Below are 26,767 nucleotides of genomic sequence, written 5' to 3'. Positions count from 1 at the left end.
TTTATTGGTTTTCACGATCTACAGCGCATTCAGCGCCCCTTGAATTGCGCCACGTTGTCGCGGCCCGGCGCGGCAGCCAGCGGCGCCGCGACGCCGAGGCGCTCGCCCGTGGCCGCGTCGAACAGCAGCACGCGGGCCGGGTCGAACTGCAGGGTCAGGCTGTCGCCGACCTGCGCCGGCACATCCGGCGCCAACCGGCAGCAGACCTTGGTCTGGTTGAGGGTGACGAACACCAGCAGGTCCGGCCCGGTGGGCTCGGTGATCTGCACTTCGGCGCGGATGCTCGGCAAGCCGTTGGCATCGGCCGGGGCCAGGCTGATCTGCTCGGGGCGAATGCCGAGGATCACCTCGCGGTCCTCCAGCCCGGCCTCGCTTGCCCCGAGCGGCAATTCGCAGCGCGCCTGGCCACTGTCGAGCAGCGCCAGCAGGCGGCCGTCCTGGCGTTGCAGGCGCAGCGGGATGAAATTCATCGGCGGCGAACCGATGAAACTGGCCACAAACAGGTTGGCCGGGTCGTTATAGATCTGCTGCGGCGTGCCGAACTGCTGGATCAACCCGTCCTTCATCACCGCGACCTTGTCGCCGAGGGTCATCGCCTCGATCTGGTCGTGGGTGACATAGACCGTGGTGGTTTTCAGGCGCTGGTGCATCAGCTTGATTTCGGTACGCATCTCGACCCGCAGCTTGGCGTCGAGGTTCGACAGCGGTTCGTCGAACAGGTAGATCTTCGGTCGCCGCGCCAATGCCCGGCCCATCGCCACACGCTGTTGCTGGCCACCAGACAGCTGGCCGGGCTTGCGTCCGAGCAGGTGCTCGATCTGCAGCAGCCTGGCCACTCGGGCGACTTCTTCGTCGATGGCCGCCGGCGCCATCTTGCGGATCTTCAGACCGAAGGCGATGTTCTCGCGCACGCTCATCGTCGGGTACAGCGCGTAAGACTGGAACACCATGGCGATGTCGCGATCCTTCGGGCTCATGCCGCTGATGTCGGCGTCGTCGATCAGGATCGCCCCGCCGCTGATCTGCTCAAGGCCGGCGATGCAGTTCATCAGGGTCGACTTGCCGCAGCCAGACGGCCCGACCAGGATCAGGAACTCGCCAGAGTCGATCTTCAGTTCAATGTTCTTCAAGGTGTCCGGCAAGCCGCTGCCGTAGGTCTTGTTGACGTTGCGCAATTCAAGCGTTGCCATGTTTCACCCCTTGACCGCGCCGGCAGTGAGCCCACGCAGGAAATACTTGCCAGCCAGCACATAGACCAACAGGGTCGGTAACCCGGCGATCATCGCCGCCGCCATGTCGACGTTGTATTCCTTGACCCCGGTGCTGGTATTGACCAGGTTGTTCAGGGCCACGGTGATCGGTTGGGCGTCGCCGCTGGCGAACACCACACCGAAAAGAAAGTCGTTCCAGATCTGGGTGAACTGCCAGATCAGGCAGACCATGATGATCGGCACCGACATCGGCAGCAGGATCCTCCCGAAGATAGTGAAGAACCCCGCGCCATCCAGCCGCGCCGCCCGCACCAGGGCTTCCGGTACGCTGCAGTAGTAGTTGCGGAAGAACAACGTGGTGAACGCCAGGCCGTAGACGATGTGCATCAGCACCAGTCCGGTGGTGGTGCTGGCCAGGCCGAGTTTGCCGAGGGTAAAGGAGGCCGGCAGCAACACGGTCTGGAACGGCAGGAAGCAGCCGAACAGCAGCAGCCCGAAAAACAGCTGCGAACCACGGAAGCGCCACATCGACAGTACGTAGCCGTTGAGGGCCCCGAGCAGGGTCGAGATCAGCACCGCCGGCACAGTGATTTTCACCGAGTTCCAGAAGTAGCCGCCGACGCTGTCCCAGGCCTTGATCCAACCAATACCGGTCATCACCTCGGGCCAGCTCAGCAGGTTGCCAGTGCGAATGTCTTCCGGGCTCTTGAAGCTGGTGAGCAGCATCACCACCAGTGGAATCAGGTACACCGCGCAGGCACCGATCAGCGTGGCATAGATCGCCAGGCGACTTACGCTCAGGCGGCGACGGACGGGCAGGTCAGTCATGGCGTTTGCTCCGCAGTTCCGAATACAGATACGGCACCAGGATCGACAGGATCGCGCCGAGCATCAGAATCGCGCTGGCCGAGCCCATGCCCATCTGCCCGCGGCTGAAGGTAAAGGAATACATGAACATCGCCGGCAGGTCGGAGGAATAGCCCGGCCCGCCGGCAGTCATCGCCGCCACCAGGTCGAAGCTCTTGATCGCGATATGCGCCAGGATCATCAGCGCGCTGAAGAACACCGGGCGCAGGCTCGGCAGGACGATGCGCAGGTAGATGCTCGGCAGGCTGGCGCCGTCCACCTGGGCGGCGCGGATGATCGACTGGTCGACCCCGCGCAGGCCGGCAAGAAACAGTGCCATGACGAACCCCGAGGCTTGCCAGACGGCCGCGATCACCAGGCAGTAGACGACCCGGTCCGGGTCCACCAGCCAGTCGAGGCGAAAGCCTTCCCAGCCCCAGTCGCGCAGCATCTTGTCCAGACCCAGGCCTGGGTTGAGCAGCCACTTCCAGGCGGTGCCGGTGACGATCATCGACAGCGCCATCGGGTACAGGTAGACCGTGCGAATGAAGCCTTCGCGGCGGATGCGCTGATCGAGCAGCACCGCCAGCAGTACGCCGACCACCAGGCTGATGCCAATGAACAGGCCGCCGAATACCAGCAGGTTTTTGCTCGCGACCCACCAGCGGTCGTTTTCCATCAGCCGCGCGTATTGCGCCAGGCCCACCCATTTGTAGCTGGGCATGAAGCTGGAGTTGGTGAACGACAGCAGGAAGGTCCAGAGGATGTAGCCATAGAAGCCGACCAGGACGATCAGCATGCTCGGCGCCAACACCAGTTTGGGTAGCCAGCGTTGCAGGGCGTCGAGCGGTGAGGCCTTGTTGAGGGTGGCAACAGTGCTCATGTCGATATCTCGATGTGAAGGGCGGCGCGCTACGCCGCATCGCCTGTAGGCGCTGGCTTGCCTGCGATCGCCCGGTCCGCGCTCGGGCAACACGGCAGCAATCCCTGCAAATGCGCGGAGCCAGGAAAACCGAATGTTCAGGGCTTGCGAGCGCTGCGCAAGCGGTCGCAGGCAAGCCAGCGCCCACAGGACAGGAAGTACCGTCGAATTACTTCGCCGACTTGATCGCCGAATTCAGCTGGGTGACCGCCTTGGCCGGGTCGGCCTTGGGGTCGTTGAGGAAGTTGCTGACCACGTCGAAGATCGCCCCCTGCACCGCCAGCGAGGTGGCCATGTTGTGCGCCATGCTCGGTTGCAGGCCATCGCCCTTCTCGGCGTCCTTGAAGTCCACTGCCGACTGCTGGGTGCAGGCATCGAACTGTTTCAGGTCCAGATCCTGGCGCACCGGCAGCGAGCCCTTGTTCTGGTTGAAGACGATCTGGAACGTGGGCTCCAGCGCCACCTTGGCCAGGTCGTTCTGCGCCTTGATGTCGTTTTCGTCCTTGAGCTTGAACATCGCCAGCGAATCGATGTTGTAGGCAAAGCTGCCTTGGGTCCCGGGGAACGGCACGCACTGGTAATCCTTACCGGCGACCTTGCCCGCCGCCGTCCACTCGCTCTTGGCCCAGTCGCCCATGATCTGCATGCCGGCCTTGCCGTTGATCACGTCGCCGGCCGCCAGGTTCCAGTCACGCCCGGCACGGTTCGGGTCCATGTAGGTGGCCAGCTTCTGCAGTTTGGCGAACACGGTTTTCATCGGCTCGCCGGTCAGCGCCTGCTCATCCAGCGCGACGAACGCGGCGTGATAGCCCTTGGGCCCGAGCACGCTCAGGGCGACGTCCTCGAATACCGTGGCGTCCTGCCACGGCTGGCCGCCATGGGCCAGCGGCTGGAACCCGGCCGCCTTGAGTTTGTCGGCGGCCGCGAACAACTCGTCGAGGGTGGTCGGCACCTGGGCGCCGGCCTTCTTGAACACTTCGGGGTTGATCCACAACCAGTTGACCCGGTGAATGTTCACCGGCACCGCGACATAGTGGTCGTCGTATTTCATGATTTTGGCGATCTTCGGCGGCAACAGCGCGTCCCAGTTGTTGGCCTTGGACACGTCGTCCAGCTCGGTGAGCAGGCCCAGGGCTGCCCAGTCCTGAATGTCCGGGCCTTTCACCTGCGCGGCAGCCGGCGGGTTGCCGGCGACGGCACGGCTTTTCAGGACGGTCATGGCTGCGGCCCCGCCGCCGCCGGCGATGGCGTTGTCCTTCCAGATGAAGCCGTCGGCCTCGACCTGTTTTTTCAGGGTTTCGACCGCCGCTTTTTCACCGCCGGAGGTCCACCAGTGCGTCACTTCGACGGTACCGGGGCCAGCAGCCAGGGCGCTCAGGGGCAACAGGGAGGCAAGGGAAACAACAGCGGCGAGGCGATTGATCGCGTTCATGAACAAACCTTTCTTGTTGTTATGCAGGTGCAAGTCTGGTGCTTGCGCTGCATAGGAGTCTAACCAGTCGCTCGCCCGCGCAAGTAACGAAGGGATGCGCGAATGTCACCGAGCCGTGACATTCGCCAAACGTTCAAGGCGCGCTGCGCGGCAGGCTGAGGGTGACGCGCAAACCGCCGTCACGCAGGTTACGCAGGCTCAGTTCGCCGCCGTGACTGTGGGCGATATTGCGCGCGATGCCCAAGCCGAGCCCGTAGCCCTGCTGCTGGCCAGCCAGGCGGAAGTGCGGCTCGAACACCTGCTCAAGCTGGCGCTCGGGCACGCCTGGGCCTTCGTCGTCGACCTGCAGCACGAAGCCCTCGGCGCTGTCGATAATGCGCAGGTGCGCGCGCTCGCCGTACTTCAGGGCGTTGTCGATCAGGTTGCCCATGCAGCGCCGCAGCGCCAGCGGCTTGCCCGGATACGTTGCCAGCGCCCGCCCCTGCACGGTCACCCGGCCGCTGGCCAGGTACGGCTCGATCAGGCAATCGAGCGCGTGGTTGAGGTCGACCGGCTCGATGTTCTCGTGAATGTCGGTGTCTTTCACGCATTGCAGGGCGCCTTTGACCAGCATTTCCAGCTCGTCGAGGTCGCGACCGAACTTGGCCTGCAACGGCTCGTCTTCGAGCAGTTCGACGCGCAGGCGCAGGCGCGTGATCGGCGTGCGCAGGTCGTGGGAAATCGCGCTGAACAGTTGGCTGCGCTCGGTCAGGTAGCGGCTGATGCGCTCGCGCATGGCATTGAACGCCCGGCCGACCTCGACCACTTCGCTGCCACCGCCTTCAGGCACCGGTTCGACGTCGGCCCCCAGCGACATTTCCCGCGCGACCCGAGCCAGGCGCTTGAGCGGACGGCTCTGCCAGTGCACCAGCAAGCCGATGAACAACAGCAGGAAGAAACTGGTCAGGCCGATAAACCAGACCTGCTGACGTGGCAGCCCTTCGCCCTCAAGGCTGGTGTAGGGCTCGGGCAGCAGCGAGGCGATGTACAGCCATTCGCCTTCGCCGAGACGAATCTGCGTCACCAGCACCGGCGGGTTGACTGGCTCCAGGGTCAGCGCGTAATGCGCCCAGGAGCGCGGCAGTTCATCGAGCTTCAGGCCGCTGTTGAAAATGCGCAGGTCCTGCGGGCTGACGAACTCGACGGAGATGTCCATCTGCGCGCCGAGGCGCTGATGCAGTACGTCGCCCACTGCCTCGATCACCGCCTGCTTGCGCGGGGTGACCGGCAGCACCGTCATCTCCAGTGGCCTGTCATTGAGCGACACCACGAAGCGCGTGCCGCCCATGCTGCGCAGTTGGTCGAGGACCATCGGCCGGTAGGCCAGCGGCAGCGAGCGGAAGTAGCTGACGCTGGCGCTCATCGAATGGGCCAAGCTGCGCGCACTGGCCACCAGCCCTTCCAACTGGCTGGCGCGCAGTTGCGAAACCCAGATGAAACTCGACAACGCCTGCGCCAGCAGCACCACCAGCAGGGTCAGCAGCAACATCCGCCCGAGCAGCGAACGTGGCAGCGGCAAGCGCCAGCGGCGCTCAGTTGGCGGGCGCAACGTTGGCCGCCAACAGGTAGCCGCTGCCGCGCACGGTGCGAATCAGCCGGGGTGGTTTTTCCGTGTCGCGCAGGCGCTGGCGCAGGCGGCTGACCGCCATGTCGACAATGCGGTCCAGCGGCATCGGCTCGCGGCCGCGGGTAGCGTTGCCGATGGTATCGCGGTCGAGGATCTGCTGCGGATGGTCGAGGAACAGTTTGAGCAGCGCGAAGTCGGCGCCGGAAAGCATCACTTCCTCGCCGTCACGGTGGAACAGCCGATGGCTGACCGTGTCCAGACGCCACTCGTCGAACACCAGCACATCGCCACCCGGACGCTCCTGGCCGAACCCGGCACGGCGCAGCAGGGCCTTGATCCGCGCCTGCAATTCACGCGGGCTGAACGGCTTGCCCAGGTAGTCGTCGGCGCCCAGCTCAAGGCCGATGACCCGGTCGGTTTCGTCGGAGCTGGCAGTCAGCATGATGATCGGCACCTGGGCCTGGCGCGGATGCTGGCGGACCCAGCGGCACAAGCTGAAGCCGTCTTCGTCGGGCAGCATCACATCAAGGATCACCAGGTCGCAGCCGTTGGCATCGAGGGCCTGGCGAAAGCCCTGGCCATCGGCCACGGCGTGCACCTCGAAGCCGCAGCGGCTGAGGTAGGTTTGCAGCAGCTCGCGAATTTCCTGGTCGTCGTCGACCAACAGTATCGACTTGCTCACAGCTGATTCCTTGTCTGGAACTGCTTCTACAGAATCTGTTGCAAGGCCACCCCGGCACCGAGCAGACCAGAAAATTCGGCGGTCACCAGCCACACCGGAATACCCTGGAAATAACCGCTCATGCAACCCTTGTCGGCAAAGCTACTGGCAAAGCCGCTGCGCAGGAACAGCTCGGCAAAGCGTGGAATCACTCCGCCGACAATGTACACGCCGCCGCGCCCGCCGAGGGTCAGTACATTGTTGCCCGCGACCCGGCCGAGGAAGCAACAGAACTGCTCGATCACCGCGAGTGCCACGGCATCGCCGGCCAGCGCGGCATCGGTGATTTCGGCCGGGGCCTTGAACACTGGCGCATGGCCATCGAGGACGCAGATGGCCTGGTACAGGCGCACCAGCCCGCCACCGCTGAGCACGGTTTCGGCGCTGACGTGGCCAATGTCCTGTTCGATCAGCAGGCGCAAGGCCGCTTCACGCTCGCTGCCCACCGGCAGGTCGACATGCCCGCCCTCGCCCGGCAGCGCCAGCCAGCGCTGCCCGTCCAGTTGCAACAGGCTGCCGACCCCCAGGCCGGTGCCCGGCCCGATGACCAGCGCCGGGCGCGACCAGTCCGCCTCGCCGGCACACACCACACGGTACTCGCCGGGTTGCAGGCGGGTCATGCCCAACGCCATGGCCGAGAAATCGTTGATCAGCAACAACTGCTCGACCTGCAAGGTGCTACAGAATGCCTGGCGGCTCAGCCGCCAGTGGTTGTTGGTGAAGCGGAACGCGTCGCCGTCCACCGGCCCGGCCACTGCCAGGCACACCGCTGCCAGTTCGCCGCGGGCGATGCCCTGCTCGGCGAGGTAGGCAGCGATGGCCTGTTCGGGGCTGCTGTAGTCGGCCGTGGCCAGCACCCGCACAGCCTGCAGCTGGTTGTCGCGCCAGAGTGCAAAACGGGCATTGGTGCCACCGATGTCGCCGACCAGCGCTGCTTTCATTTCAGCGTCTCCAGGGCCGAGGTGAAGGCGCTGGCGCCTTTCTCCGCCGAGCTCAGGGCCATCCGCAGGAAGCCGAACAGTTCGCGGCCCGTACCCAGGTCGTTGCCCAGGGGCGCGGCCGGCAGCTCGCGGGCCGCCAGCTCGGCCGGTTCGACCAGCACCAACAGGGTGCCCTTGGCACCGTCGACGCGCACGATATCACCATCGCGCACACGCGCCAGCGGCCCGCCGTCGAAGGCTTCCGGGCAAACGTGAATGGCCGCGGGAATTTTCCCCGAGGCGCCGGACATGCGCCCGTCGGTGACCAGCGCCACCTTGAAGCCGCGATCCTGCAATACGCCAAGGAACGGGGTCATTTTGTGCAGCTCGGGCATGCCATTGCAGCGCGGCCCCTGGAAGCGCACCACGGCCACAAAGTCACGCTCCAGCTCGCCGGCCTTGAAGACATCGGCCAATTCCTGCTGATCGTGGAACACCCGCGCCGGCGCCTCGACTACCTGGTGCTCGGGGGCCACGGCGGAGACTTTCATCACGCCACGGCCAAGGTTGCCTTCCATCACCCGCAAGCCGCCTTCCGCCGAGAACGGGTTGGCCACCGGGCGCAGGATGGTTTCGTCGAGACTGGCTGTCGGGCCTTCGCGCCACACCAGTCGACCGTCGTCGAGGAACGGTTCCTGGGTATAGCGACGCAGGCCGTGGCCGGCGACGGTGTTGACGTCTTCATGGAGCAGGCCGGCGTCGAGCAGTTGGCGAATCAGGAAGGCCATGCCACCGGCCGCCTGGAAGTGGTTGATGTCGGCCTTGCCGTTTGGATAGACATGGGACAGGGTCGGCACCACCTCGGACAGGTCGGCCATGTCCTGCCAGGTGAGCTGGATGCCGGCGGCCTGGGCGATGGCCGGCATGTGCAGGGTATGGTTGGTCGAGCCACCCGTGGCGTGCAGGGCGACAATCGAGTTGACCAGCGACTTCTCGTCGACGATCTCGCCAATCGGCATGAACGCGCCGCTGGCCTTGGTCATCCGCGTGACCTGTTGCGCGGCTTCCACGGTAAGGGCGTCGCGCAGCGGTGTGTACGGGTTGACGAACGACGCGCCGGGCAGGTGCAGGCCCATCACCTCCATCAGCAACTGGTTGGTGTTGGCGGTGCCATAGAAGGTGCAGGTGCCAGGGCTGTGGTAGGACTTCATCTCCGACTCCAGCAGCGCTTCGCGGCTGGCCTTGCCTTCGGCGTAACGCTGGCGAACGTCGGCCTTCTCCTTGTTGGAGATGCCCGACGGCATTGGCCCTCCGGGCACGAAGATCGTCGGCAGGTGGCCGAAACGCAGCGCGCCCATCACCAAGCCAGGCACGATCTTGTCGCAGATGCCGAGCATCAGCGCCGCGTCGAACATGTTGTGCGACAGGGCGATGGCCGTGGACATGGCGATCACTTCGCGACTGGCGATGGCCAGCTCCATGCCCGGCTCGCCCTGGGTGACACCGTCGCACATGGCCGGTACACCGCCGGCGAACTGGCCGACCGAACCGATTTCGCGCAATGCCTGCTTGATCTGTTCCGGGTAGTGCTCGTAAGGCTGGTGCGCCGAGAGCATGTCGTTGTAGGCCGAGACGATGGCGACGTTGGCCGCGTTCATCATGCGCAGGCGCTGCTTGTCTTCGGCGCCACAACCGGCCACGCCGTGGGCAAAGTTGGCACATTGCAGTTTCGCGCGCATCGGACCGTCGCTGGCGGCCGCTCGAATCAACTGCAGATAGCGCTCGCGGGTAGGACGGCTACGGGCGATCAGCCGTTCGGTGACCTCAAGAATGCGCGGATGCATGTACTGGACTCCAGGCTAACGGTGGTTGCTGACCTCTGCGGCGGTTTCCCTTCCAAACGATTGCGGCCTAGGCTCAAGGCAAGGGGCAATGGCGATGGGAGAAACGGCTTGGCCGGTCGCTCGTTGTAGATTGAATAAAATACTGCCAGCAAAAAGGCTTGTTTTCTATTTTTTTACGAATAATCTTGTAATTCCAACAACAAAATCAGATTCAGTGAAGTCGGAGGCTCGATTTTCGGGCTTCACCCGGTCTGCCAGAGGTAGCTCCATGACACTTCGAATTGCCATCAATGGTTTTGGTCGCATCGGCCGCAACATCCTTCGCGCACTCTATACCCAGGGCTACCGTCAGGACCTGCAAGTCGTCGCGATCAATGACCTGGGCGACAGCGCGATCAATGCCCACCTGCTCAAGTACGACAGTGTGCATGGGATCTTCGATGGCAGTGTCGAGTTCGATCAGGAAAGCCTGACGGTCAACGGCGACCGGATTGCTGTAAGCGCGATCCGCAACCCGGCCGAGCTGCCGTGGAAAGCCGAAGCCGTCGACGTGGTGTTCGAATGTACCGGGCTGTTCACCGAGCGCGCCAAGGCCGCCGCCCATCTTACTGCTGGCGCCCGCAAAGTCATCATCTCCGCGCCGGCCAAGGGCGCCGACGCGACCGTGGTGTATGGGGTCAACCATGACCTCCTGCGCCAGTCGCACCAGATCATCTCGAATGCCTCCTGCACCACCAACTGCCTGGCCCCGGTGGCCCAGGTGCTGCACCGCGAGCTGGGCATCGAACAGGGGCTGATGACCACCATTCATGCCTACACCAACGACCAGAGCCTCACCGACGTGTACCACAGCGACCCTTACCGGGCGCGCTCGGCCACCCAGTCGATGATCCCGAGCAAGACCGGCGCCGCCGAAGCGGTCGGCCTGGTGCTGCCGGAGCTGGCGGGCAAGCTGACCGGCATGGCCGTACGGGTACCGGTGATCAATGTGTCGCTGGTCGACCTGACGCTGAACCTCAAACGCGAAGCCAGTGCCGATGACGTGAATGCGCTGCTGCGCGAGGCCAGCCAGCACTCGAAGATTCTCGGCTACAACACCTTGCCGCTGGTGTCGTGCGACTTCAATCACAACCCGCTTTCGTCGATCTTCGATGCCAATCACACCAAGGTCAGCGGCAAGATGCTCAAAGTGATGGCCTGGTACGACAACGAATGGGGCTTCTCCAACCGCATGCTGGATAACTGCCTGGCGCTGTGCAATGCGCCGTAAGTAAGGGCCTCGTCGCCGCCAAGGCCGGCTCCCGCAGAAGCTTTGTGGGTGCCGGCCTTGTTGGTGATGTATCAGTCAATTCCCATCGGTTTCTTCCACAGACCCTACACAATCCCTGCCACTCTGCACTTGACCAACGGCATTGATGATAAGCATTATCATTAGCAAATTCCGTTCGGGTAGCGCTGTGAGTCAGTCCCACTTCAACACCGTATTCCTCGCCCAGCGGGTCAGCCTGCTGCGAACCCTGCAGCGCATGGTCGATAACCCGAGCACCGCCGAGGACCTGTTGCAGGAAATCTACCTGCGGGTCACCCGCGCCCTGGGCGAACGGCCGATCGAGCACCTGGAGCCGTTCGTCTTCCAGACCGCCCGCAACCTGGCCCTGGACCACCTGCGGGCGCGTCGCGTGCAAGCGCGCACAGTGCTCGACGATGTGCCCGAGCAGGTGGTGTACAACGTCGTCGCCCCCACCAGCAGCGCCGAAGATGCCGCCCACGCCGAACAGTTGCTCAAGCGCCTGAGCACCTCGCTGTTGCAATTGACGCCGCGCCAGCAACGGATTTTCATCCTCAGCCGCCTGCACGGCGCCAGCTATCTGGAAATCGCCGAGCAGTTGAATGTCTCGGCCAGCACGGTTCAGAAGGAACTGAAACTGATCATGGCGATCTGTGTCGGGGTAGCCGATCGCCAGAACCGCGATTGAGCGCTGCTTGCCACATGCCCTGTTACGCCTGATCATAAGTTGAATTACAAGACCGCCCAGGATCCACCGTGACCGACAGTGCCCCTCATCGCCCTGCGCCGCCAGATTCGGCTGCCCGCGACAGTGCCATGGACCAGGCGCTGGATTGGCTGATCCGCCTGCAGTGCGCAACGCCGGAAGACACCCGTGCCTTCGAGGCCTGGCTGGAGGCCAACCCGGCCAATGCCCAGGCGTATGTCGAAGCCGAAGCCTTGTGGCATGGCGATACCGTGCGCCAGGCCGCCGGGCAGATCGCTCAGGTTCAGCGCCCTTCCCGCCTCACCCGCCTGCGCCCGCACTGGAAACCGCTGGCCACCGCCGCCGTGTTGCTGGTCGGGGTCTTCACGCTCGGCAACCTGCCAGTGCGCTTGCAGGCCGACCACCTGACCGTGGTGGGTGAGCGCCAGCGCCTGCAACTGGAGGATGGCTCCAAGGTACTGCTGAACACTAATTCGGCCTTCTCCAGCGACATCAATGCCGGTCAACGAATGGCCCGGCTGTATCAGGGCGAAGCCTATTTCGAAGTGCCCGCCGGGGCCGGCCAGCCACTGGAGCTGCGGGCCGGGCCGCTGCGCGCCAGCGTGCGCGACAGCGACTTCGCCGTGCGTTACCTGGACGGTGAAGCCCAGGTGCGCGTGCAACGCGGCGCTATCGACCTGCAAGGCCGCAGCGACCAGCGCATTCGCCTGTCCAGCGGCGACAGCATCCGCGTCGGCCCGAATGGCTTCGGCGAGCGCGAGCGCGTCGATGCACCAAAAGACCTGGCTTGGGTGCAAGGTCGCCTGGTGTTCGAAAACTGCCCGTTGAGCCAGGTACTGGCGGAACTGCGCCGTTACTATCCCGGCTTCATCATCAACACCAACGACACGCTCGACCACGTCGCTGTCACCGGCAACTACCGCCTCGATCAGCCGCTGGAGGCGCTGCGTTCGCTGGCGCATATCACCTCGGCACGCCTGCAGGAATTCCCTGCGGTGGTGATCCTCAACTGATCTGAAATTATTTTTACGCGATCCCTGCACGTCGTACGTCTCGTTATAGCCAATGCAACTGATTCTTATTTTTGAATTAGTGTTGTCCTATAACACTGCGCGACAGGGAGCGCTTTCGATGTCTACTGGTTTCACTCGTCGAGATTCCATCACTTCACGTAAACCTGGCCTGCCACGCTGCACGCGCTCCCTGTTGACCCTGGCCATGCTCGCCAGCGGCGCCTGCAGCCTGCCGGCACTGGCCGCAGAGCCGGCCCAGGCGCCTGCGCAGCGCATGGGCGACTACCGCTTCACGATTGCCCAGCAGCCGCTGGTGGCGGCGTTGAACGCCTTTACCGCGGTCACCGGCTGGCAGGTCGGGCTGTCGGCCGAACTCGCCGAGGGCGTGATCTCGCCGGGCGTCCAGGGTTCGCTGCCACCGGAGCAGGCGCTGCAACGGCTGCTGCTGGGCACCGGCCTGAACTACCGCAAGCTCAGCGCCAACAACGTGGCCATCGAGCGCAGTCAATCCAGGGCCATCGCCCTGCAGCAGGTGACCGTGAGTGCTACACGTAGCGCCCAGGACGTGAGCCAGGTGCCAAGCACCGTCTCGGTCCAGACCCGCGAACAACTCGACCGCCAGAACGTCAACGACATCAAGGACCTGGTGCGTTACGAGCCCGGCGTATCGGTCAGCGGCACTGGCCAGCGCAGCGGCCTCAACGGCTACAACATCCGCGGCATCGACGGCGAGCGGGTGCTCACCCAGATCGATGGCGTGGCCATCCCCGACAGCTACTTCTTCGGTCCATACGCCCAGACCCAGCGCAACTACGTCGACCCTGAAATCGTCAAGCGCGTGGAGATCCTCCGCGGCCCGGCCTCGGTGCTGTACGGCAGCAACGCCATCGGCGGCGCGGTGAGCTACTTCACCCTTGACCCGGAAGACATCATCAAGCCCGGCCAGGACCTCGGCGCCCGCTTGAAAACCGGTTACAGCTCGGCAGACCAGAGCTGGTTGAAATCCGGCACCTTCGCCGCCCGTCATGGTGACGTCGATGGCCTGCTGCACCTGAGCCAACGCGACGGCCACGAGACCGAGTCCTACGGCAGCCACGGCGGCACCGGGCTGAACCGCACCTCGGCCAACCCGGAAGACGTGAAGACCAGCAACGTGCTGGCCAAGCTCGGCTGGAACTACGCCGACGGCGCACGCTTGGCGCTGACCTACGAACACTACAAAGACGACCGCGATCTCAACCAGAAGAGCGCCGTCGGCGGCCCATACATCCCGACCCCGATGAACATGTACCGCGAGCGTACCGGCAGCGACGAGGTCACCCGCGAACGCTTCGGGATCACCCACGAGTTCGCCCTGGGCAGCCTGTTCGCCGACAACATGAAGTGGAGCCTGAACTACCAGATCGGCAAAACCGACCAGCGCACCGAAGAGATCTACCAACCGATCTACACCCTGTACCGTGATCGCAAGACCACCTACAAGGATCGCCAGTGGGTCTTCGACGCCCAGCTGGACAAAGCCTTCAGCGTCGGCGACACCGACCACCTGCTGACCTACGGCAGCACCCTCAAGCAGAACAAGGTCACCGGCTCGCGCAGCGGCACTGCCACCTGCCAGACCAGCGGTTTCGGTTGTGTTGCCGGACGACCGCTGCCAAGCGCTGCGCTGGCCCGGGTCAGCGACTTCCCCGACCCGACCGTCGACACCTACGCGCTGTTCGCCCAGGACGAGATCCGCTGGAACCAGTGGACCTTCCTGCCAGGTGTGCGCTACGAGTACACCACGCTCAAGCCGCACGCCACCGACGCGTTCATTCGCGGCATCGGCGCGACCAAAGACCCGATCAACCTCAAGGACAAGAAATGGCACCAGGTCTCGCCCAAGTTCGGCGTGACCTATGCCTTCAACGACAACTACACCTGGTACGGCCAGTACGCCGAAGGCTTCCGTACGCCGACCGCCAAGGCGCTGTACGGTCGCTTCGAGAACCCGGGCCAGGGCTACTCGGTGCAGGGCAACCCGAACCTCGAGCCGGAGAAGAGCAAAAGCTACGAAAGCGGTCTGCGTGGCAACTTCGACGCGGGCAACTTCGATGTCGCGGCGTTCTATAACACGTACACCGACTTCATCAACGAAGACGCGGTGCAAGGCTCGGACATCAACAAGGACTTCGAAGCCAAGAACATCAAGCATGCCACCATCAAGGGTGCCGAGTTCAAGGGTCGCCTGAACCTTGACACCTTCGGCGCCCCGGCCGGTCTCTACAGCCAGGGCTCGATCGCCTACGCCCACGCCAAAAACGAAGACAACGGCCAGCCGATCAACAGTGTTGCCCCGCTGACCGGCGTGCTCGGCCTGGGTTACGAGCAGGATCAATACGGTGCCTTGCTGAGCTGGACCCTGGTCAAGCGCAAGAACCGGGTCGACAACACCACCTTCTTCGCCCCGGACGGCACCAGCAAGCAGTTCCGCACCCCGGGTTACGGCGTGCTCGACCTGACCGGCTTCTACAAGGTGAGCGACGACATCAGCGTCAACGCCGGCCTGTACAACCTGACCGACAAGAAATACTGGCAGTGGGACGACGTACGGGGCTACGACGGCCTGGGCGAAGCCGCCGCCACCGCACCGGCCAACCTCGACCGCCTGACCATGCCGGGCCGTAATTTCGCGATCAACCTGGTCTGGGACATCTGATAACGGCTATCGCGGGCCACGCTATTTCCCGCCCAGGTGAGGATTTTTTACTGTCCCGCGTCTCCTTATTCGTCTAGTCACTAGGCACGCCCACTTCGCAAGGAATCACCATGACCGCCGCACCGAACCCCGAACGCGCCGCACTGCGCTCGCAGCGCCTCAACCAGCTGACCCACGCCCCGCACACCGAGCTGGATGCGCTGGTCAAGTCCCATGCCCCCTTCGAAAGCCGCGAGAGCTTCGCCCGTTTCGTGGTCGCCCAGTACCTGTTCCAGAACGAACTGAAGGCGCTGTACACCGATCCGCAACTGATCGCCATCGTCCCGGACCTGGCCGAGCGCTGCCGCGCCGAACAGGCCAAGCTCGACCTGGCCGACCTGCACACCGACGTACCGGCCGATTTCCCCGGGGCCGTGCAGAGCCCGAGCGTGGCTGAGGCCATGGGCTGGATCTTCGTCTCCGAAGGCTCCAAACTGGGCGCCGCGTTCCTGATCAAGCGCGCCGTGGCACTTGGCCTGAACGACACCTTCGGTGCGCGTCACCTGGGCGAACCGGCCGGCGGCCGCGCCGAAGGCTGGAAGACGTTCACCCGCATCCTCGACAGCCTGGAACTGAACGCCGAAGAAGAAGCCGCTGCCGAAAAAGGCGCCGTGGCCGCATTCAAACGCTTCACCGAATTGCTGAAACACGCTTACGCGACCGCGCCGAACGCCGAACTGGCCTGAGGCGGCACCCCGGCCACCGCTTGCGGTGGCCGGCATTACCTGTGCAATCAATGAGCCCATGACCCGCCCAGCCGCTTCGAAACTCTCCCGTCTGTTGTTCGGCCTGCTGGCCTACGTGAGCCTGGCCATCGGCCTGATCGCTATCGTCGTGCCCGGCCTGCCCACCACCGAATTCATCCTGCTTGCGGCCTGGGCCGCGACCCGCAGCTCGCCGCGTCTGAGCGCCTGGCTGGAAAACCATCGCCTGTTCGGCCCGATCCTCAACAACTGGCGTAACGGCAAGCTGATCCAGCGGCGCGCCAAAGTCAGTGCAACCATCAGCATGCTGCTGTGCGCCGGGCTGATGCTGGTGTTCCTCGAACATCGCTGGCCGGTATTTCTCGCCATCGGCGGCATGACCCTCGGCAACCTGTGGATCTGGTCGCGCCCGGAACCTGCGCCGCAGAGCGCTGCCGACCGTTCATCGGCAGGCATTCACGGTTAACGGAATAAGGCCGATGCCCTTATATCGCTAAATGGACGCAGCGAGTCGAGCCGCCTCGGCTCGGTCAGCTATTGGCCACGTCCCTTCTGCGAGTACGTCCATGTTCGACACGCTCTCGATCCGCCTGAAAATCGTCCTGCTCTCCGGCCTCTGCCTGCTTGGCGTGGTCACCCTGGTGGTAGGTATCAACCTGTACCAGTCGGGCCAGACCGACCAGCAGGTCGGCAACACCAGTTCCGCCATGCTCACGCGCAACGTCGAGGCCCTGCTGCAGGCCCGCGCCGGGGAAAAAGCCGAGCTACTGCGCCGTACCTTCAACCACAGCGAAACCCTGATCACCGCCCTGGTCGACCAGGTGCAGGACCTGCAAACCCTCGCCAGCAGTCGCTCGCTGGCCTCGGCCGAGCTGCGTGAAGCGGTCAACCAGGCGCTGGCCACCACCTTCAAGCGCAACCCCGAGGTGCTGGGCGTGTGGATGGCCTTCGAAGCCAATGGGCTGGACGGCCACGACAGCGAATTCGCCAACGACACGCCACGCACGAGCAACGAAAGCGGGCGCTTCGCCAGCTACTGGAGCCGCGCCCAGGGCCAGGCGCTGAACACCGTGATCAGCGATGTCGACCTCGGCAAGACCGAGATCAACCTCAGTGGTACGCCGTACAACATCTGGTTCACCTGCTCGCGCAACAGCGCCCGGCCCTGCCTGCTGGAGCCCTACGCCGACACCGTCGGCGGCAAGCAGATGCTGATGACCAGCATCACCGTGCCGCTGCTGCGCAACGGCAAGGTGATTGCCGTGGCCGGTGTCGACCTGTCGCTCGACTCGCTGCAGGCCGCCGCCTTCAACGCCCAGCAAGCGCTGTTCGACGGTGCCGGGCACCTGATGATCGTCGCCCCCAGCGGCCTGCTTGCCGCCAACAGCGACGATGCCGGCAAGGTCGGTAAGAGCCTTGGCCAGGACGCCCAGCAAACCCTGCAGAAACTTGGCGCCGGCCAGGCACAGATCATCGAACTGGGCGACACCGTGCGAGCCCTCTACCCGGTACAGCCGATCAACGACAGCAAACCCTGGGGCGTGCTGATCGACCTGCCGCGCCAGGTGCTGCTGGCCGACGCCATCAACCTGCAAGCGATGCTCGAAGAGGCACGCACCAGCGGCACCCTCAAGGTACTGCTGATGGCCACCCTCGCCGGCCTCGGTGGCCTGCTGCTGATGTGGCTCACCGCTACCGGCGTGACCCGCCCGCTCAACAGCGTGGCGAGCATGCTCGAAGACATCGCCAGCGGCGATGGCGACCTCACCCAGCGCCTACGCTACGCCCGCCGCGACGAGCTGGGCCGGCTCACCAGCGGCTTCAACCGCTTCCTCGACAAGCTGCAGCCGACCGTGGCGCAGATCAAGCAGAGCATCGCCCAGGCACGGGCAACCGCCGACCAATCGTCGGAAATCGCCCGCCGCACCAGCGACGGCATGCAGGTGCAGTTCCGCGAAATCGACCAGGTGGCCACTGCCTCCAACGAAATGAGCGCCACCGCCCACGACGTCGCCAACAGTGCCGCCAGCGCTGCCGATGCCGCGCGCGGTGCCGACCGTTCGGCAAAAGACGGCATGGCCATCATCGAGCGCAGCACCCGCGACATCACCCTGCTGGCCGAAGAAGTCAGCAAGGCGGTGGGCGAGGTGGAAACCCTGGCCGCCAACAGCGAGCAGATCGGCTCGGTGCTGGAAGTGATCCGCAGCATCGCCGAACAGACCAACCTGCTCGCCCTGAACGCCGCCATCGAGGCCGCACGGGCTGGCGAAAGCGGGCGCGGGTTCGCCGTGGTGGCCGACGAAGTGCGCAACCTGGCCAAACGTACCCAGGACTCGGTGGAAGAGATCCGCGTGGTGATCGAGCGCATTCAGAGCAACACCCGTGGGGTGGTGGCGACCATGCATTCGAGCCATGACAAGGCCCAGGAAAACGCCGGGCAGATTCACCAGGCGGTCAATGCACTGGACCGCATCAGCGAGGCGGTAACGGTGATCAGCGACATGAACCTGCAGATAGCCAGCGCCGCCGAACAGCAGAGCGCGGTGGCCGAAGAGGTCAACCGCAACGTCTCGGCGATCCGCAGCGTGACCGAAACCCTCACCGGCCAGGCGGCCGAATCGGCGCAAGTCAGCAGCCGGCTCAACGCCCTGTCGACCCAGCAGATGACCCTGGTCGACCAGTTCCGGGTTTGACCGCAGCGCGCGGATGGTCTGCAATGGCCCTTCACAGGAGGGCCTACCATGCAGGATCTGCTTCGCTCGATCGTCCGTGAACTGACACTCGCCCCCTCTATTGTCGGTGCCGTGCGCTTCAGCACCGCCGGCGCCTTGCCTTCGACCTTCGCCGTCAGCGACCTGGCCAGCGCCAGCATCGCGGCGGCCGGGCTCGCCGTCGCCGAGTTGCTGCAACAGCAAACCCAGCAGTGCCCATTGGTGCGGGTAGACCGCCGGCTGGCCTCGTTCTGGTTCGCCAGCAGCCTGCGTCCGCAAGGCTGGTCACTGCCACCGCTGTGGGACCCGATTGCCGGCGACTACCCGACCCGCGACGGCTGGATTCGCCTGCACACCAACGCCGCGCACCATCGTGCGGCGGCCGAACGGGTGCTGGGCGCGGTGCAGGATCGCCGCGAAATGGCTCAGCGGGTCGCGCAATGGCAGGCCCAGGCGCTGGAGCAGGCGCTGGTCGCGGCCGGTGGCTGTGCGGCGCAGATGCGCAGTTGGCCGGAATGGTCGGCGCATCCGCAGGGGCAGGCGGTGAATGCCGAGCCGCTGATCTGGCACCAGCGCGCCCGGCGTACTTTGCGCCAGCCCTGGCGTGGCACTGCGGAACGGCCGTTGGCCGGGATCAAGGTGCTGGACCTCACGCGGGTCCTCGCCGGGCCGACCGCCACACGCCTGCTCGCCGGATTGGGTGCCGACGTACTGCGCCTCGACCCGCCGGGCTGGGACGAACCGGCGGTGCTCGCGGAAATGACCCTGGGCAAGCGGTGCGCGCGGCTGGACCTGCGCGCGCCGGCCGAGCGCCAGGTGTTCGAAGGTTTGCTGGGCGACGCCGATATCCTCGTCCACGGCTACCGTGCCGATGCCCTGGAACGCCTCGGCTTTGGCCGTGACTGGCGCCGCAAGCAGAACCCTGGGTTGATCGATGTGAGCCTCAATGCCTATGGCTGGAGCGGCCCGTGGGCGCAGCGGCGCGGCTTCGACAGCCTGGTGCAGATGAGTTGCGGTATTGCCCGCGAAGGCATGCGCTGGCAGCAGGGGGAAACGCCGCTGCCCTTACCGGTGCAGGCACTGGACCATGCCACCGGCTACCTGATGGCTGCGGCGGCGATTCGCGGTTTGAGCGAGCGCCTGGTCAGCGGCTGTGGTGGCGAGGCGCGGCTATCGCTGGCACGGACGGCGAAGTTGCTGGTGGAAAATGGCGCACTGACCGCCGACCTGCCCTTGGCGCCGGAGACGCTGGACGACCTGGGGCCGCAGGTAGAACAGACGCCGTGGGGGCCGGGACGACGGCTCAAGGCGCCGTTACTGGTGGAGGGCACGCCGCTGCTGTGGGAGCGCGGCGCCTGCGAGCTGGGTTCGGCACCGCCGGTGTGGTGACCTTTACGACCGCATCGCGGGCTCGTCCCGCGATGCGGCCCTTACAGGCTCAACACCCCGCTATACAAGCCATACGCCGCCAGCCCCGCCCCTCCCAGCACCGCAGCGAAAATCAGCTTCTCCCAGGCCGTGAACAGCGGTAACCCCTGCTCATGCTTGGCCCGGGCAAACAGGATCACCCCCGGCGCATACAGCAGCGCCGACAGCAGCAAGTATTTCAACCCGCCGGCATACAGCAGCCAGATCGCGTACAGCAGCGCTACCAGGCCGATCAGCAGGTCCTTGCGCCGCGCCGCCGCGTGGCCGGCGTAGGTCTCGCCGCGCAGCGCCAGCAGTACCGCATACGCTGCCGACCACAGGTAGGGCACCAGAATCATCGACGACGCCAGGTAGATCAGGCTGGTATAGGTGCCGGCCGACACCAGCGTGATCAGCAGGAACAGCTGGATCATCACATTGGTCAGCCACAGCGCATTCGACGGCACATGGTTGGCGTTTTCGTAGGTCAGGAACCGCGGCATGGTCTTGTCACGCGCCGTCGCGAAGAGGATCTCCGCGCACAGCAGCGCCCACGACAGCAGTGCACCCAGCAGCGACACCGCCAGCCCGAGGCTGATCAGCAAGGCGCCCCAGGGCCCGACGATATGCTCCAGCACCGAGGCCAGCGACGGGTTCTGCAGCCCGGCCAGTTCCGGTTGGGTCATGACCCCCAGCGACAGCACGTTGACCAGCACCAGCAGCGCCAGCACGCCAAGGAAGCCAATCACCGTGGCCTTGCCGACGTCGGCGCGCTTCTGCGCCCGGCCGGAGTACACGCTGGCACCCTCGATGCCGATGAACACGAACACCGTCACCAGCATCATGTTGCGCACCTGGTCGAGCACACCGCCGAATTTCGGGTTGCTCATGCCCCAGATGTCACGGGTGAAGATGTCGGCGCGAAACGCGACCGCGGCAATCACGATGAACATCACCAGCGGCACGATCTTGGCCACGGTGGTCACCTGGTTGATGAAAGCCGCCTCCTTGATCCCGCGCAACACCAGGAAGTGCACCGCCCACAGCAGCAACGAGGCACAGACGATGGCAATCGGCGTATTACCCTCGCCAAACACCGGGAAGTAGAACCCCAGGGTGCTGAACAGCAGCACGAAATAACCGACGTTGCCCAGCCAGGCACTGATCCAGTAACCCCAGGCCGACGAAAAGCCCATGTACTCGCCAAACCCGGCCTTGGCATAGGCATACACCCCCGAGTCGAGTTCCGGCTTGCGGTTGGCCAGGGTCTGGAACACGAAGGCCAGCGCCAGCATGCCGATGGCGGTGATGCCCCAGCCGATCAGCACCGCGCCGACGTCGGCACGCGCGGCCATGTTCTGCGGCAGGGAGAAGATCCCGCCCCCGATCATCGAGCCGACCACCAGGGCGATCAATGCGCCCAGGCGCAATTTCTGTCCAGGTTCGGACATGCAGAATTCCTCTATTGACCCTGATTTGTAATCTAGGCGTTACACACTCGGCTCAATGTAACCGGCGTTCGGCTGTTTATATTTTATTGCTACCAAGACTATAACGCTCATAACTAGTGCGTCTATGCCAGGTGAACTATTCAGTGAGTTTTGTGCAGTCGTTCAGGTTCTTCCACTTAATAAGAGATTTTCTCGCTAAAAGGTTGCGCTTCTACCAAAACGAACTAGCGTCAATCCTCGCGACCTGTCAGAGCGAATGCTCTAAATCGGGCTGGAACTAGCGTTGCACAAGGGCTGCACGACGGCCAGTTTTTTATCAAAGGGCTCTTTCATCCCCGCAGAAGGAAACAATGGAATGTGCCAATGAACTGACCTGCATCAGCTCATGATTTCGGTGCTGGATTTACTCTGGCGTCTCTCTTCTCCTGGAATGGAGTTATCCAATGTCAGACTCTCCCGGAAAACTACGACTCGGTGCGCTAGTGGCACTTGTGGTCGGTTCCATGATTGGTGGCGGCATTTTTTCGCTTCCCCAGAACATGGCCGCCAGTGCCGATGTAGGCGCTGTTCTGATCGGCTGGGGCATCACCGCCATCGGCATGCTGACTCTGGCTTTCGTGTTCCAGACCCTGGCCAATCGCAAACCTGACCTGGACGGCGGCGTGTACGCCTACGCCAAGGCCGGCTTCGGCGACTACATGGGCTTCTCGTCGGCCTGGGGCTACTGGATCAGTGCCTGGCTGGGCAACGTCGGCTATTTCGTGCTGCTGTTCAGTACCCTGGGCTACTTCTTCCCGATCTTCGGCGAAGGCAACACCCCGGCGGCCGTGATCGGCGCTTCGGTGCTGCTCTGGGCCGTGCACTTCCTGGTGCTGCGCGGGATCAAGGAGGCGGCCTTCATCAACCTGGTCACCACCGTGGCCAAGGTCGTGCCGCTGGCGCTGTTCATCCTGATCGCCCTGTTCGCCTTCAAGCTGGACATCTTCACCGCCGACATCTGGGGCCGCATGAACCCGGACCTGGGCAGCGTGATGAACCAGGTGCGCAACATGATGCTGGTCACCGTCTGGGTGTTCATCGGTATCGAAGGCGCGAGCATCTTCTCGGCCCGTGCGGAAAAACGCTCCGACGTCGGTAAAGCCACGGTCATCGGCTTCATCACCGTGCTGCTGTTCCTGGTGCTGGTCAACGTGCTGTCGCTGGGCATCATGACGCAGCCGGAACTGGCCAAGCTGCAGAACCCGTCGATGGCCGCCGTGCTGGAACACGTGGTCGGGCACTGGGGTGCGGTGCTGATCAGCGTCGGCTTGATCATCTCACTGCTCGGTGCGCTGCTGTCCTGGGTGCTGCTGTGCGCGGAGATCATGTTCGCCGCCGCCAAAGACCACACCATGCCGGAGTTCCTGCGCCGCGAAAACGCCAACCATGTGCCGGCCAACGCCCTCTGGCTGACCAACGCCATGGTGCAGATCTTCCTGATCATCACCCTGTTCTCGGCCAGTACCTACCTGTCGCTGATCTACCTCGCCACCTCGATGATCCTGGTGCCTTACCTGTGGTCTGCGGCCTACGCCGTACTGCTGGCGGTACGCAGCGAAACCTACGAGCAGGCCCTGGCCGAACGCAAGAAAGACCTGATCATCGGCGGCATCGCCCTGCTCTACGCCATCTGGCTGCTGTACGCCGGCGGCGTCAAATACCTGCTGCTCTCGGCCCTGCTCTATGCCCCTGGCGTGATCCTCTTCGCCAAGGCCAAGCGCGAGGTCGGCCAACCGATTTTTACCAACGTGGAGAAGTTGATCTTCGCCGCCGTGGTTATTGGCGCCCTGGTGGCTGCCTACGGCCTCTACGACGGCTTCCTGACTCTGTAACCCCAGTATTCGCACTTTGGAGGTAATGAACCATGTCCACAGAAAAAGCTAAGTACGGCGTACATTCCGAAGCCGGCAAACTACGCAAAGTGATGGTTTGCTCCCCTGGCCTGGCGCACCAGCGCCTGACGCCGAGCAACTGCGACGAACTGCTGTTCGACGACGTGATCTGGGTAAACCAGGCCAAACGCGACCACTTCGACTTCGTCACCAAAATGCGTGAGCGCGGCATCGAAGTGCTGGAAATGCACAATCTGCTGACCGAAACCATCCAGAATCCAGAAGCCCTGAAATGGATTCTGGACCGCAAGATCACCCCGGACACCGTCGGTGTTGGCCTGACCAACGAAGTGCGCAGCTGGCTGGAAGGCCTGGAGCCACGCAAGCTCGCCGAGTTCCTGATCGGCGGCGTGGCCGGTGAAGACCTGCCAGAAAGCGAAGGCGCCGGCGTGATCAAGATGTACCGCGACTACCTGGGCCACTCCAGCTTCCTGCTCGACCCGCTGCCGAACACCCAGTTCACCCGCGACACCACCTGCTGGATCTACGGTGGCGTGACGCTGAACCCGATGTACTGGCCAGCGCGACGCCAGGAAACCCTGCTGACCACCGCGATCTACAAGTTCCACCCCGAGTTCACCGGTGCCGACTTTGAAGTCTGGTACGGCGATCCGGACATCGACCACGGCAAAGCCACCCTGGAAGGCGGCGACGTCATGCCAATCGGCAATGGCGTGGTGCTGATCGGCATGGGCGAGCGCACCTCGCGCCAGGCCATCGGCCAACTGGCACAGTCGCTGTTCGCCAAAGGCGCGGTTGAGAAAGTCGTGGTTGCCGGCCTGCCTAAATCCCGCGCCGCCATGCACCTGGACACCGTGTTCAGCTTCTGCGACCGCGACCTGGTCACGGTCTTCCCGGAAGTGGTCAAGGAAATCGTGCCATTCGTCATCCGTCCGGACAGCAGCAAGCCCTATGGCATGGACGTGCGCCGTGAGAACAAATCGTTCCTCGACGTGGTGGCCGAATCGCTCAACCTGAAGCAGCTGCGCGTCGTCGAAACCGGCGGCAACAGCTTCGCCGCCGAACGCGAGCAATGGGACGACGGTAACAACGTGGTGGCCTTGGAGCCGGGCGTGGTTATCGGCTACGACCGCAACACCTACACCAACACCCTGCTGCGCAAGGCCGGTGTCGAAGTCATCACCATCAGCGCCGGCGAGCTGGGCCGCGGCCGTGGCGGCGGTCACTGCATGACCTGCCCAATCGTTCGCGACCCAATCGACTACTAAAACGACCATCGCCCCGGCCACGCTTATCCAGCGCCGGCCGGGCTTTCACCGAATCCAAGGAGAATCATCATGGCGTTCAACATCCACAACCGTAACCTGCTGAGCCTGGAACACCACACCACTCGCGAGTTGCGCTACCTGCTGGACCTGTCCCGCGACCTGAAACGTGCCAAGTACACCGGCACCGAGCAACAGCACCTCAAAGGCAACAACATTGCGCTGATCTTCGAGAAAACCTCGACCCGCACCCGTTGCGCCTTCGAAGTGGCCGCCTATGACCAGGGCGCGAACGTCACCTACATCGACCCGAACTCGTCGCAGATCGGTCACAAGGAAAGCATGAAGGACACCGCCCGTGTGCTCGGGCGCATGTACGACGCCATCGAGTACCGTGGCTTCAAGCAGGAAATCGTCGAGGAACTGGCCAAGTTTGCCGGCGTGCCGGTGTTCAACGGCCTGACCGACGAATACCACCCAACGCAGATGATTGCCGACGTGCTGACCATGCGTGAAAACAGCGACAAGCCGCTGCACGACATCAGTTACGCCTACCTGGGCGACGCGCGCAACAACATGGGTAACTCGCTGCTGCTGATCGGCGCCAAGCTTGGCATGGACGTGCGTATCTGCGCGCCGAAAGCCCTGTGGCCACATGACGACCTGGTCGAGCGCTGCAAAAAGTACGCAGAAGAAAGCGGTGCCCGCATCACCCTGACCGAAGACCCGAAAGCCGCAGTCAAGGGCGTCGACTTCATCCACACCGACGTCTGGGTATCGATGGGCGAACCGGTTGAAGCCTGGGCCGAGCGTATCCAGCAACTGCTGCCGTACCAGGTCAACGCCGAGCTGATGAAAGCCACCGGCAACCCACGGACCAAGTTCATGCACTGCCTGCCGGCGTTCCACAACTCCGACACCAAGGTCGGCAAACAGATCGCCGAGCAGTATCCGCACCTGAAAAACGGTATCGAAGTGACCGACGACGTCTTCGAGTCGCCAGCCTGCATCGCCTTCGAGCAAGCGGAAAACCGCATGCACACCATCAAGGCAATCCTGGTGTCGACGCTGGCTGACCTGTAACAACGGCTGCCGCCCTCCCCTGTGGGAGCGGCGGCCCGTTCAGCCTCCCGCTCTCTTCTGGAAGGAATTCATCATGCGTATCGTTGTTGCATTGGGCGGCAACGCCTTGCTACGTCGTGGCGAGCCCATGACAGCAGACAATCAGCGCGCCAACATCCGCGTCGCCACCGAACAGATCGCCAAGATCCACCCGGGTAACGAACTGGTCATCGCCCACGGCAATGGCCCGCAAGTCGGCCTGCTGTCGCTGCAAGCTCAGTCGTACAAGCCGGACGAAGCCTACCCGCTGGACGTGCTCGGCGCCGAAACCGAAGGCATGATCGGCTACATGATCGAACAGGAGCTGGGCAACCTGCTCGACTTCGAAGTGCCGTTCGCCACCCTGCTGACCCAGGTCGAAGTCGACGCCAACGACCCGGCCTTCAAGGACCCGACCAAGTTCATCGGCCCGGTCTACAGCAAGGAAGAAGCCGAACGCCTGGCCAAGGAAAAAGGCTGGGTAGTCAAAGCCGATGGCGACAAGTACCGCCGTGTAGTGGCCAGCCCCAAACCCAAGCGCATCTTCGAGATCCGCCCGATCAAATGGCTGCTGGAAAAGAACAGCATCGTGATTTGCGCCGGTGGCGGCGGGATCCCCACCCTGTACGACGCCAATCGCAAGCTCAAGGGCATCGAGGCGGTGATCGACAAGGACCTCTGCTCGGCGCTGCTTGCCGAACAGCTGGACGCCGACCTGCTGGTGATTGCCACCGACGTCAACGCGGCCTTCATCGACTACGGCAAGCCTACCCAGAAGGCGATTGCCGAAGCGCACCCGGACGAGCTCGAACGCCTGGGCTTTGCTGCCGGCTCCATGGGCCCGAAAGTCCAGGCCGCCTGCGACTTTGCCCGCAACACCGGTAAAGTCGCGGTGATCGGCTCGCTGGCTGACATCGAAGAGATCGTCAAGGGTACCGCCGGTACCCGGGTGTCGACCGGCAAGCCGGGAATCAGCTACCGTTGAATGCA

21 protein-coding genes and 1 pseudogene are annotated in these 26,767 nt (G+C 63.9%); 13 read left to right on the top strand and 9 right to left on the bottom strand.

Annotated elements, in window-relative coordinates; translation table 11 throughout:
• Positions 1-29 precede the first annotated feature (29 nt).
• The 8 genes from DCO48_RS19350 to edd all read right to left on the bottom strand — a co-directional run bounded on the left by DCO48_RS19350 (position 30) and on the right by edd (position 9,502).
• Positions 30-1,190 carry an ABC transporter ATP-binding protein gene (locus DCO48_RS19350; protein ID WP_116552212.1) on the bottom strand — a complete coding sequence of 387 codons (1,161 nt, stop codon included), beginning with the start codon at positions 1,188-1,190 and terminating at the stop codon, positions 30-32.
• 3 nt (positions 1,191-1,193) lie between these two features.
• Positions 1,194-2,039 carry a carbohydrate ABC transporter permease gene (locus tag DCO48_RS19345; RefSeq protein WP_116552211.1) on the bottom strand — a complete coding sequence of 282 codons (846 nt, stop codon included), beginning with the start codon at positions 2,037-2,039 and terminating at the stop codon, positions 1,194-1,196.
• Positions 2,032-2,940, bottom strand: coding sequence for a carbohydrate ABC transporter permease (locus DCO48_RS19340; protein WP_116552210.1), 909 nt, complete (start codon positions 2,938-2,940; stop codon positions 2,032-2,034). The genes DCO48_RS19345 and DCO48_RS19340 overlap by 8 nt, the downstream gene beginning before the upstream one ends.
• A gap of 208 nt (positions 2,941-3,148) precedes the next feature.
• Positions 3,149-4,411 (bottom strand): ABC transporter substrate-binding protein, encoded by a 1,263-nt coding sequence (locus DCO48_RS19335; RefSeq protein ID WP_116552221.1) that lies wholly within the window; start codon positions 4,409-4,411, stop codon positions 3,149-3,151.
• Between the two features lie 133 nt (positions 4,412-4,544).
• Positions 4,545-5,963 (bottom strand): ATP-binding protein, encoded by a 1,419-nt coding sequence (locus DCO48_RS19330; RefSeq protein ID WP_165840803.1) that lies wholly within the window; start codon positions 5,961-5,963, stop codon positions 4,545-4,547.
• Positions 5,964-5,982: 19 nt separating this feature from the next.
• A complete protein-coding gene (locus DCO48_RS19325) occupies positions 5,983-6,699 on the bottom strand; it encodes a response regulator (RefSeq protein ID WP_116552209.1) in 717 nt (238 codons plus the stop codon).
• A 26-nt stretch (positions 6,700-6,725) separates the two neighbouring features.
• A complete protein-coding gene (locus DCO48_RS19320) occupies positions 6,726-7,679 on the bottom strand; it encodes a glucokinase (RefSeq protein WP_116552208.1) in 954 nt (317 codons plus the stop codon).
• Complete coding sequence (gene edd / locus DCO48_RS19315; RefSeq protein WP_116552207.1) at positions 7,676-9,502, bottom strand: phosphogluconate dehydratase; 1,827 nt, start codon at positions 9,500-9,502, stop codon at positions 7,676-7,678. Before edd ends, DCO48_RS19320 begins: the two co-directional genes overlap by 4 nt.
• A gap of 268 nt (positions 9,503-9,770) precedes the next feature.
• Between edd and gap the strand changes: the two genes are divergently transcribed.
• From gap to DCO48_RS19275, 9 genes and pseudogenes are all read left to right on the top strand, one after another.
• A complete protein-coding gene (gene gap / locus DCO48_RS19310) occupies positions 9,771-10,772 on the top strand; it encodes a type I glyceraldehyde-3-phosphate dehydrogenase (RefSeq protein WP_116552206.1) in 1,002 nt (333 codons plus the stop codon).
• Between the two features lie 187 nt (positions 10,773-10,959).
• The gene (locus tag DCO48_RS19305) at positions 10,960-11,478 is read left to right on the top strand and encodes an RNA polymerase sigma factor (RefSeq protein ID WP_116552219.1); all 519 of its coding nucleotides are present in this window, start codon (positions 10,960-10,962) and stop codon (positions 11,476-11,478) included.
• 68 nt (positions 11,479-11,546) lie between these two features.
• Positions 11,547-12,509, top strand: a complete 963-nt coding sequence (locus DCO48_RS19300) for a FecR domain-containing protein (RefSeq protein WP_116552205.1) — start codon at positions 11,547-11,549, stop codon at positions 12,507-12,509.
• Positions 12,510-12,627: 118 nt separating this feature from the next.
• Complete coding sequence (locus DCO48_RS19295) at positions 12,628-15,207, top strand: TonB-dependent receptor (RefSeq protein WP_116552204.1); 2,580 nt, start codon at positions 12,628-12,630, stop codon at positions 15,205-15,207.
• A gap of 110 nt (positions 15,208-15,317) precedes the next feature.
• On the top strand, positions 15,318-15,932 hold the full coding sequence (locus DCO48_RS19290; RefSeq protein WP_116552203.1) for a biliverdin-producing heme oxygenase: 615 nt from the start codon (positions 15,318-15,320) through the stop codon (positions 15,930-15,932).
• A gap of 58 nt (positions 15,933-15,990) precedes the next feature.
• Positions 15,991-16,416, top strand: a complete 426-nt coding sequence (locus DCO48_RS19285; protein WP_116552202.1) for a YbaN family protein — start codon at positions 15,991-15,993, stop codon at positions 16,414-16,416.
• Between the two features lie 31 nt (positions 16,417-16,447).
• Positions 16,448-17,785 (top strand): annotated as a pseudogene (locus DCO48_RS23325) (HAMP domain-containing protein); the annotation flags it as partial.
• A gap of 102 nt (positions 17,786-17,887) precedes the next feature.
• Entirely contained in the window at positions 17,888-18,643 is a 756-nt protein-coding gene (locus DCO48_RS23320; RefSeq protein WP_371919528.1) for a methyl-accepting chemotaxis protein, read from the top strand.
• 48 nt (positions 18,644-18,691) lie between these two features.
• Entirely contained in the window at positions 18,692-20,050 is a 1,359-nt protein-coding gene (locus DCO48_RS19275) for a CoA transferase (protein ID WP_116552200.1), read from the top strand.
• A 41-nt stretch (positions 20,051-20,091) separates the two neighbouring features.
• On the opposite strand, the gene arcD (DCO48_RS19270) is transcribed toward DCO48_RS19275, so the two are convergent.
• Positions 20,092-21,519: an arginine-ornithine antiporter gene (gene arcD / locus DCO48_RS19270; protein ID WP_116552199.1), complete on the bottom strand. Its 1,428-nt coding sequence runs from the start codon at positions 21,517-21,519 to the stop codon at positions 20,092-20,094.
• Between the two features lie 443 nt (positions 21,520-21,962).
• On the opposite strand from arcD (DCO48_RS19270), the gene arcD (DCO48_RS19265) reads away from it, so the two are divergent.
• The 4 genes from arcD (DCO48_RS19265) (at position 21,963) to arcC (ending at position 26,762) form a co-directional block, all read left to right on the top strand.
• Positions 21,963-23,390, top strand: a complete 1,428-nt coding sequence (gene arcD, locus DCO48_RS19265) for an arginine-ornithine antiporter (protein WP_116552198.1) — start codon at positions 21,963-21,965, stop codon at positions 23,388-23,390.
• Between the two features lie 32 nt (positions 23,391-23,422).
• Entirely contained in the window at positions 23,423-24,679 is a 1,257-nt protein-coding gene (gene arcA, locus DCO48_RS19260) for an arginine deiminase (RefSeq protein WP_116552197.1), read from the top strand.
• Positions 24,680-24,748: 69 nt separating this feature from the next.
• Positions 24,749-25,759 (top strand): ornithine carbamoyltransferase, encoded by a 1,011-nt coding sequence (locus tag DCO48_RS19255; RefSeq protein WP_116552196.1) that lies wholly within the window; start codon positions 24,749-24,751, stop codon positions 25,757-25,759.
• Between the two features lie 73 nt (positions 25,760-25,832).
• Positions 25,833-26,762 carry a carbamate kinase gene (arcC, locus tag DCO48_RS19250; protein ID WP_116552195.1) on the top strand — a complete coding sequence of 310 codons (930 nt, stop codon included), beginning with the start codon at positions 25,833-25,835 and terminating at the stop codon, positions 26,760-26,762.
• Positions 26,763-26,767 lie beyond the last annotated feature (5 nt).

Source organism: Pseudomonas sp. SDI (assembly GCF_003105155.1).
Classification (GTDB): domain Bacteria; phylum Pseudomonadota; class Gammaproteobacteria; order Pseudomonadales; family Pseudomonadaceae; genus Aquipseudomonas.
This window is presented reverse-complemented; position numbering and strand designations above follow the sequence as displayed.

Excerpts from the sequence above, each read along its gene's own strand:
- DCO48_RS19350 (WP_116552212.1), bottom strand. The coding sequence starts at position 1,190 with ATGGCAACGCTTGAATTGCGCAACGTCAACAAGACCTACGGCAGCGGC.
- DCO48_RS19345 (WP_116552211.1), bottom strand. The coding sequence starts at position 2,039 with ATGACTGACCTGCCCGTCCGTCGCCGCCTGAGCGTAAGTCGCCTGGCG.
- DCO48_RS19340 (WP_116552210.1), bottom strand. The coding sequence starts at position 2,940 with ATGAGCACTGTTGCCACCCTCAACAAGGCCTCACCGCTCGACGCCCTG.
- DCO48_RS19335 (WP_116552221.1), bottom strand. The coding sequence starts at position 4,411 with ATGAACGCGATCAATCGCCTCGCCGCTGTTGTTTCCCTTGCCTCCCTG.
- DCO48_RS19320 (WP_116552208.1), bottom strand. The coding sequence starts at position 7,679 with ATGAAAGCAGCGCTGGTCGGCGACATCGGTGGCACCAATGCCCGTTTT.
- edd (WP_116552207.1), bottom strand. The coding sequence starts at position 9,502 with ATGCATCCGCGCATTCTTGAGGTCACCGAACGGCTGATCGCCCGTAGC.
- gap (WP_116552206.1), top strand. The coding sequence starts at position 9,771 with ATGACACTTCGAATTGCCATCAATGGTTTTGGTCGCATCGGCCGCAAC.
- DCO48_RS19295 (WP_116552204.1), top strand. The coding sequence starts at position 12,628 with ATGTCTACTGGTTTCACTCGTCGAGATTCCATCACTTCACGTAAACCT.
- DCO48_RS19290 (WP_116552203.1), top strand. The coding sequence starts at position 15,318 with ATGACCGCCGCACCGAACCCCGAACGCGCCGCACTGCGCTCGCAGCGC.
- DCO48_RS19285 (WP_116552202.1), top strand. The coding sequence starts at position 15,991 with ATGACCCGCCCAGCCGCTTCGAAACTCTCCCGTCTGTTGTTCGGCCTG.
- DCO48_RS23320 (WP_371919528.1), top strand. The coding sequence starts at position 17,888 with ATGCAGGTGCAGTTCCGCGAAATCGACCAGGTGGCCACTGCCTCCAAC.
- DCO48_RS19275 (WP_116552200.1), top strand. The coding sequence starts at position 18,692 with ATGCAGGATCTGCTTCGCTCGATCGTCCGTGAACTGACACTCGCCCCC.
- arcD (WP_116552199.1), bottom strand. The coding sequence starts at position 21,519 with ATGTCCGAACCTGGACAGAAATTGCGCCTGGGCGCATTGATCGCCCTG.
- arcD (WP_116552198.1), top strand. The coding sequence starts at position 21,963 with ATGTCAGACTCTCCCGGAAAACTACGACTCGGTGCGCTAGTGGCACTT.
- arcA (WP_116552197.1), top strand. The coding sequence starts at position 23,423 with ATGTCCACAGAAAAAGCTAAGTACGGCGTACATTCCGAAGCCGGCAAA.
- DCO48_RS19255 (WP_116552196.1), top strand. The coding sequence starts at position 24,749 with ATGGCGTTCAACATCCACAACCGTAACCTGCTGAGCCTGGAACACCAC.
- arcC (WP_116552195.1), top strand. The coding sequence starts at position 25,833 with ATGCGTATCGTTGTTGCATTGGGCGGCAACGCCTTGCTACGTCGTGGC.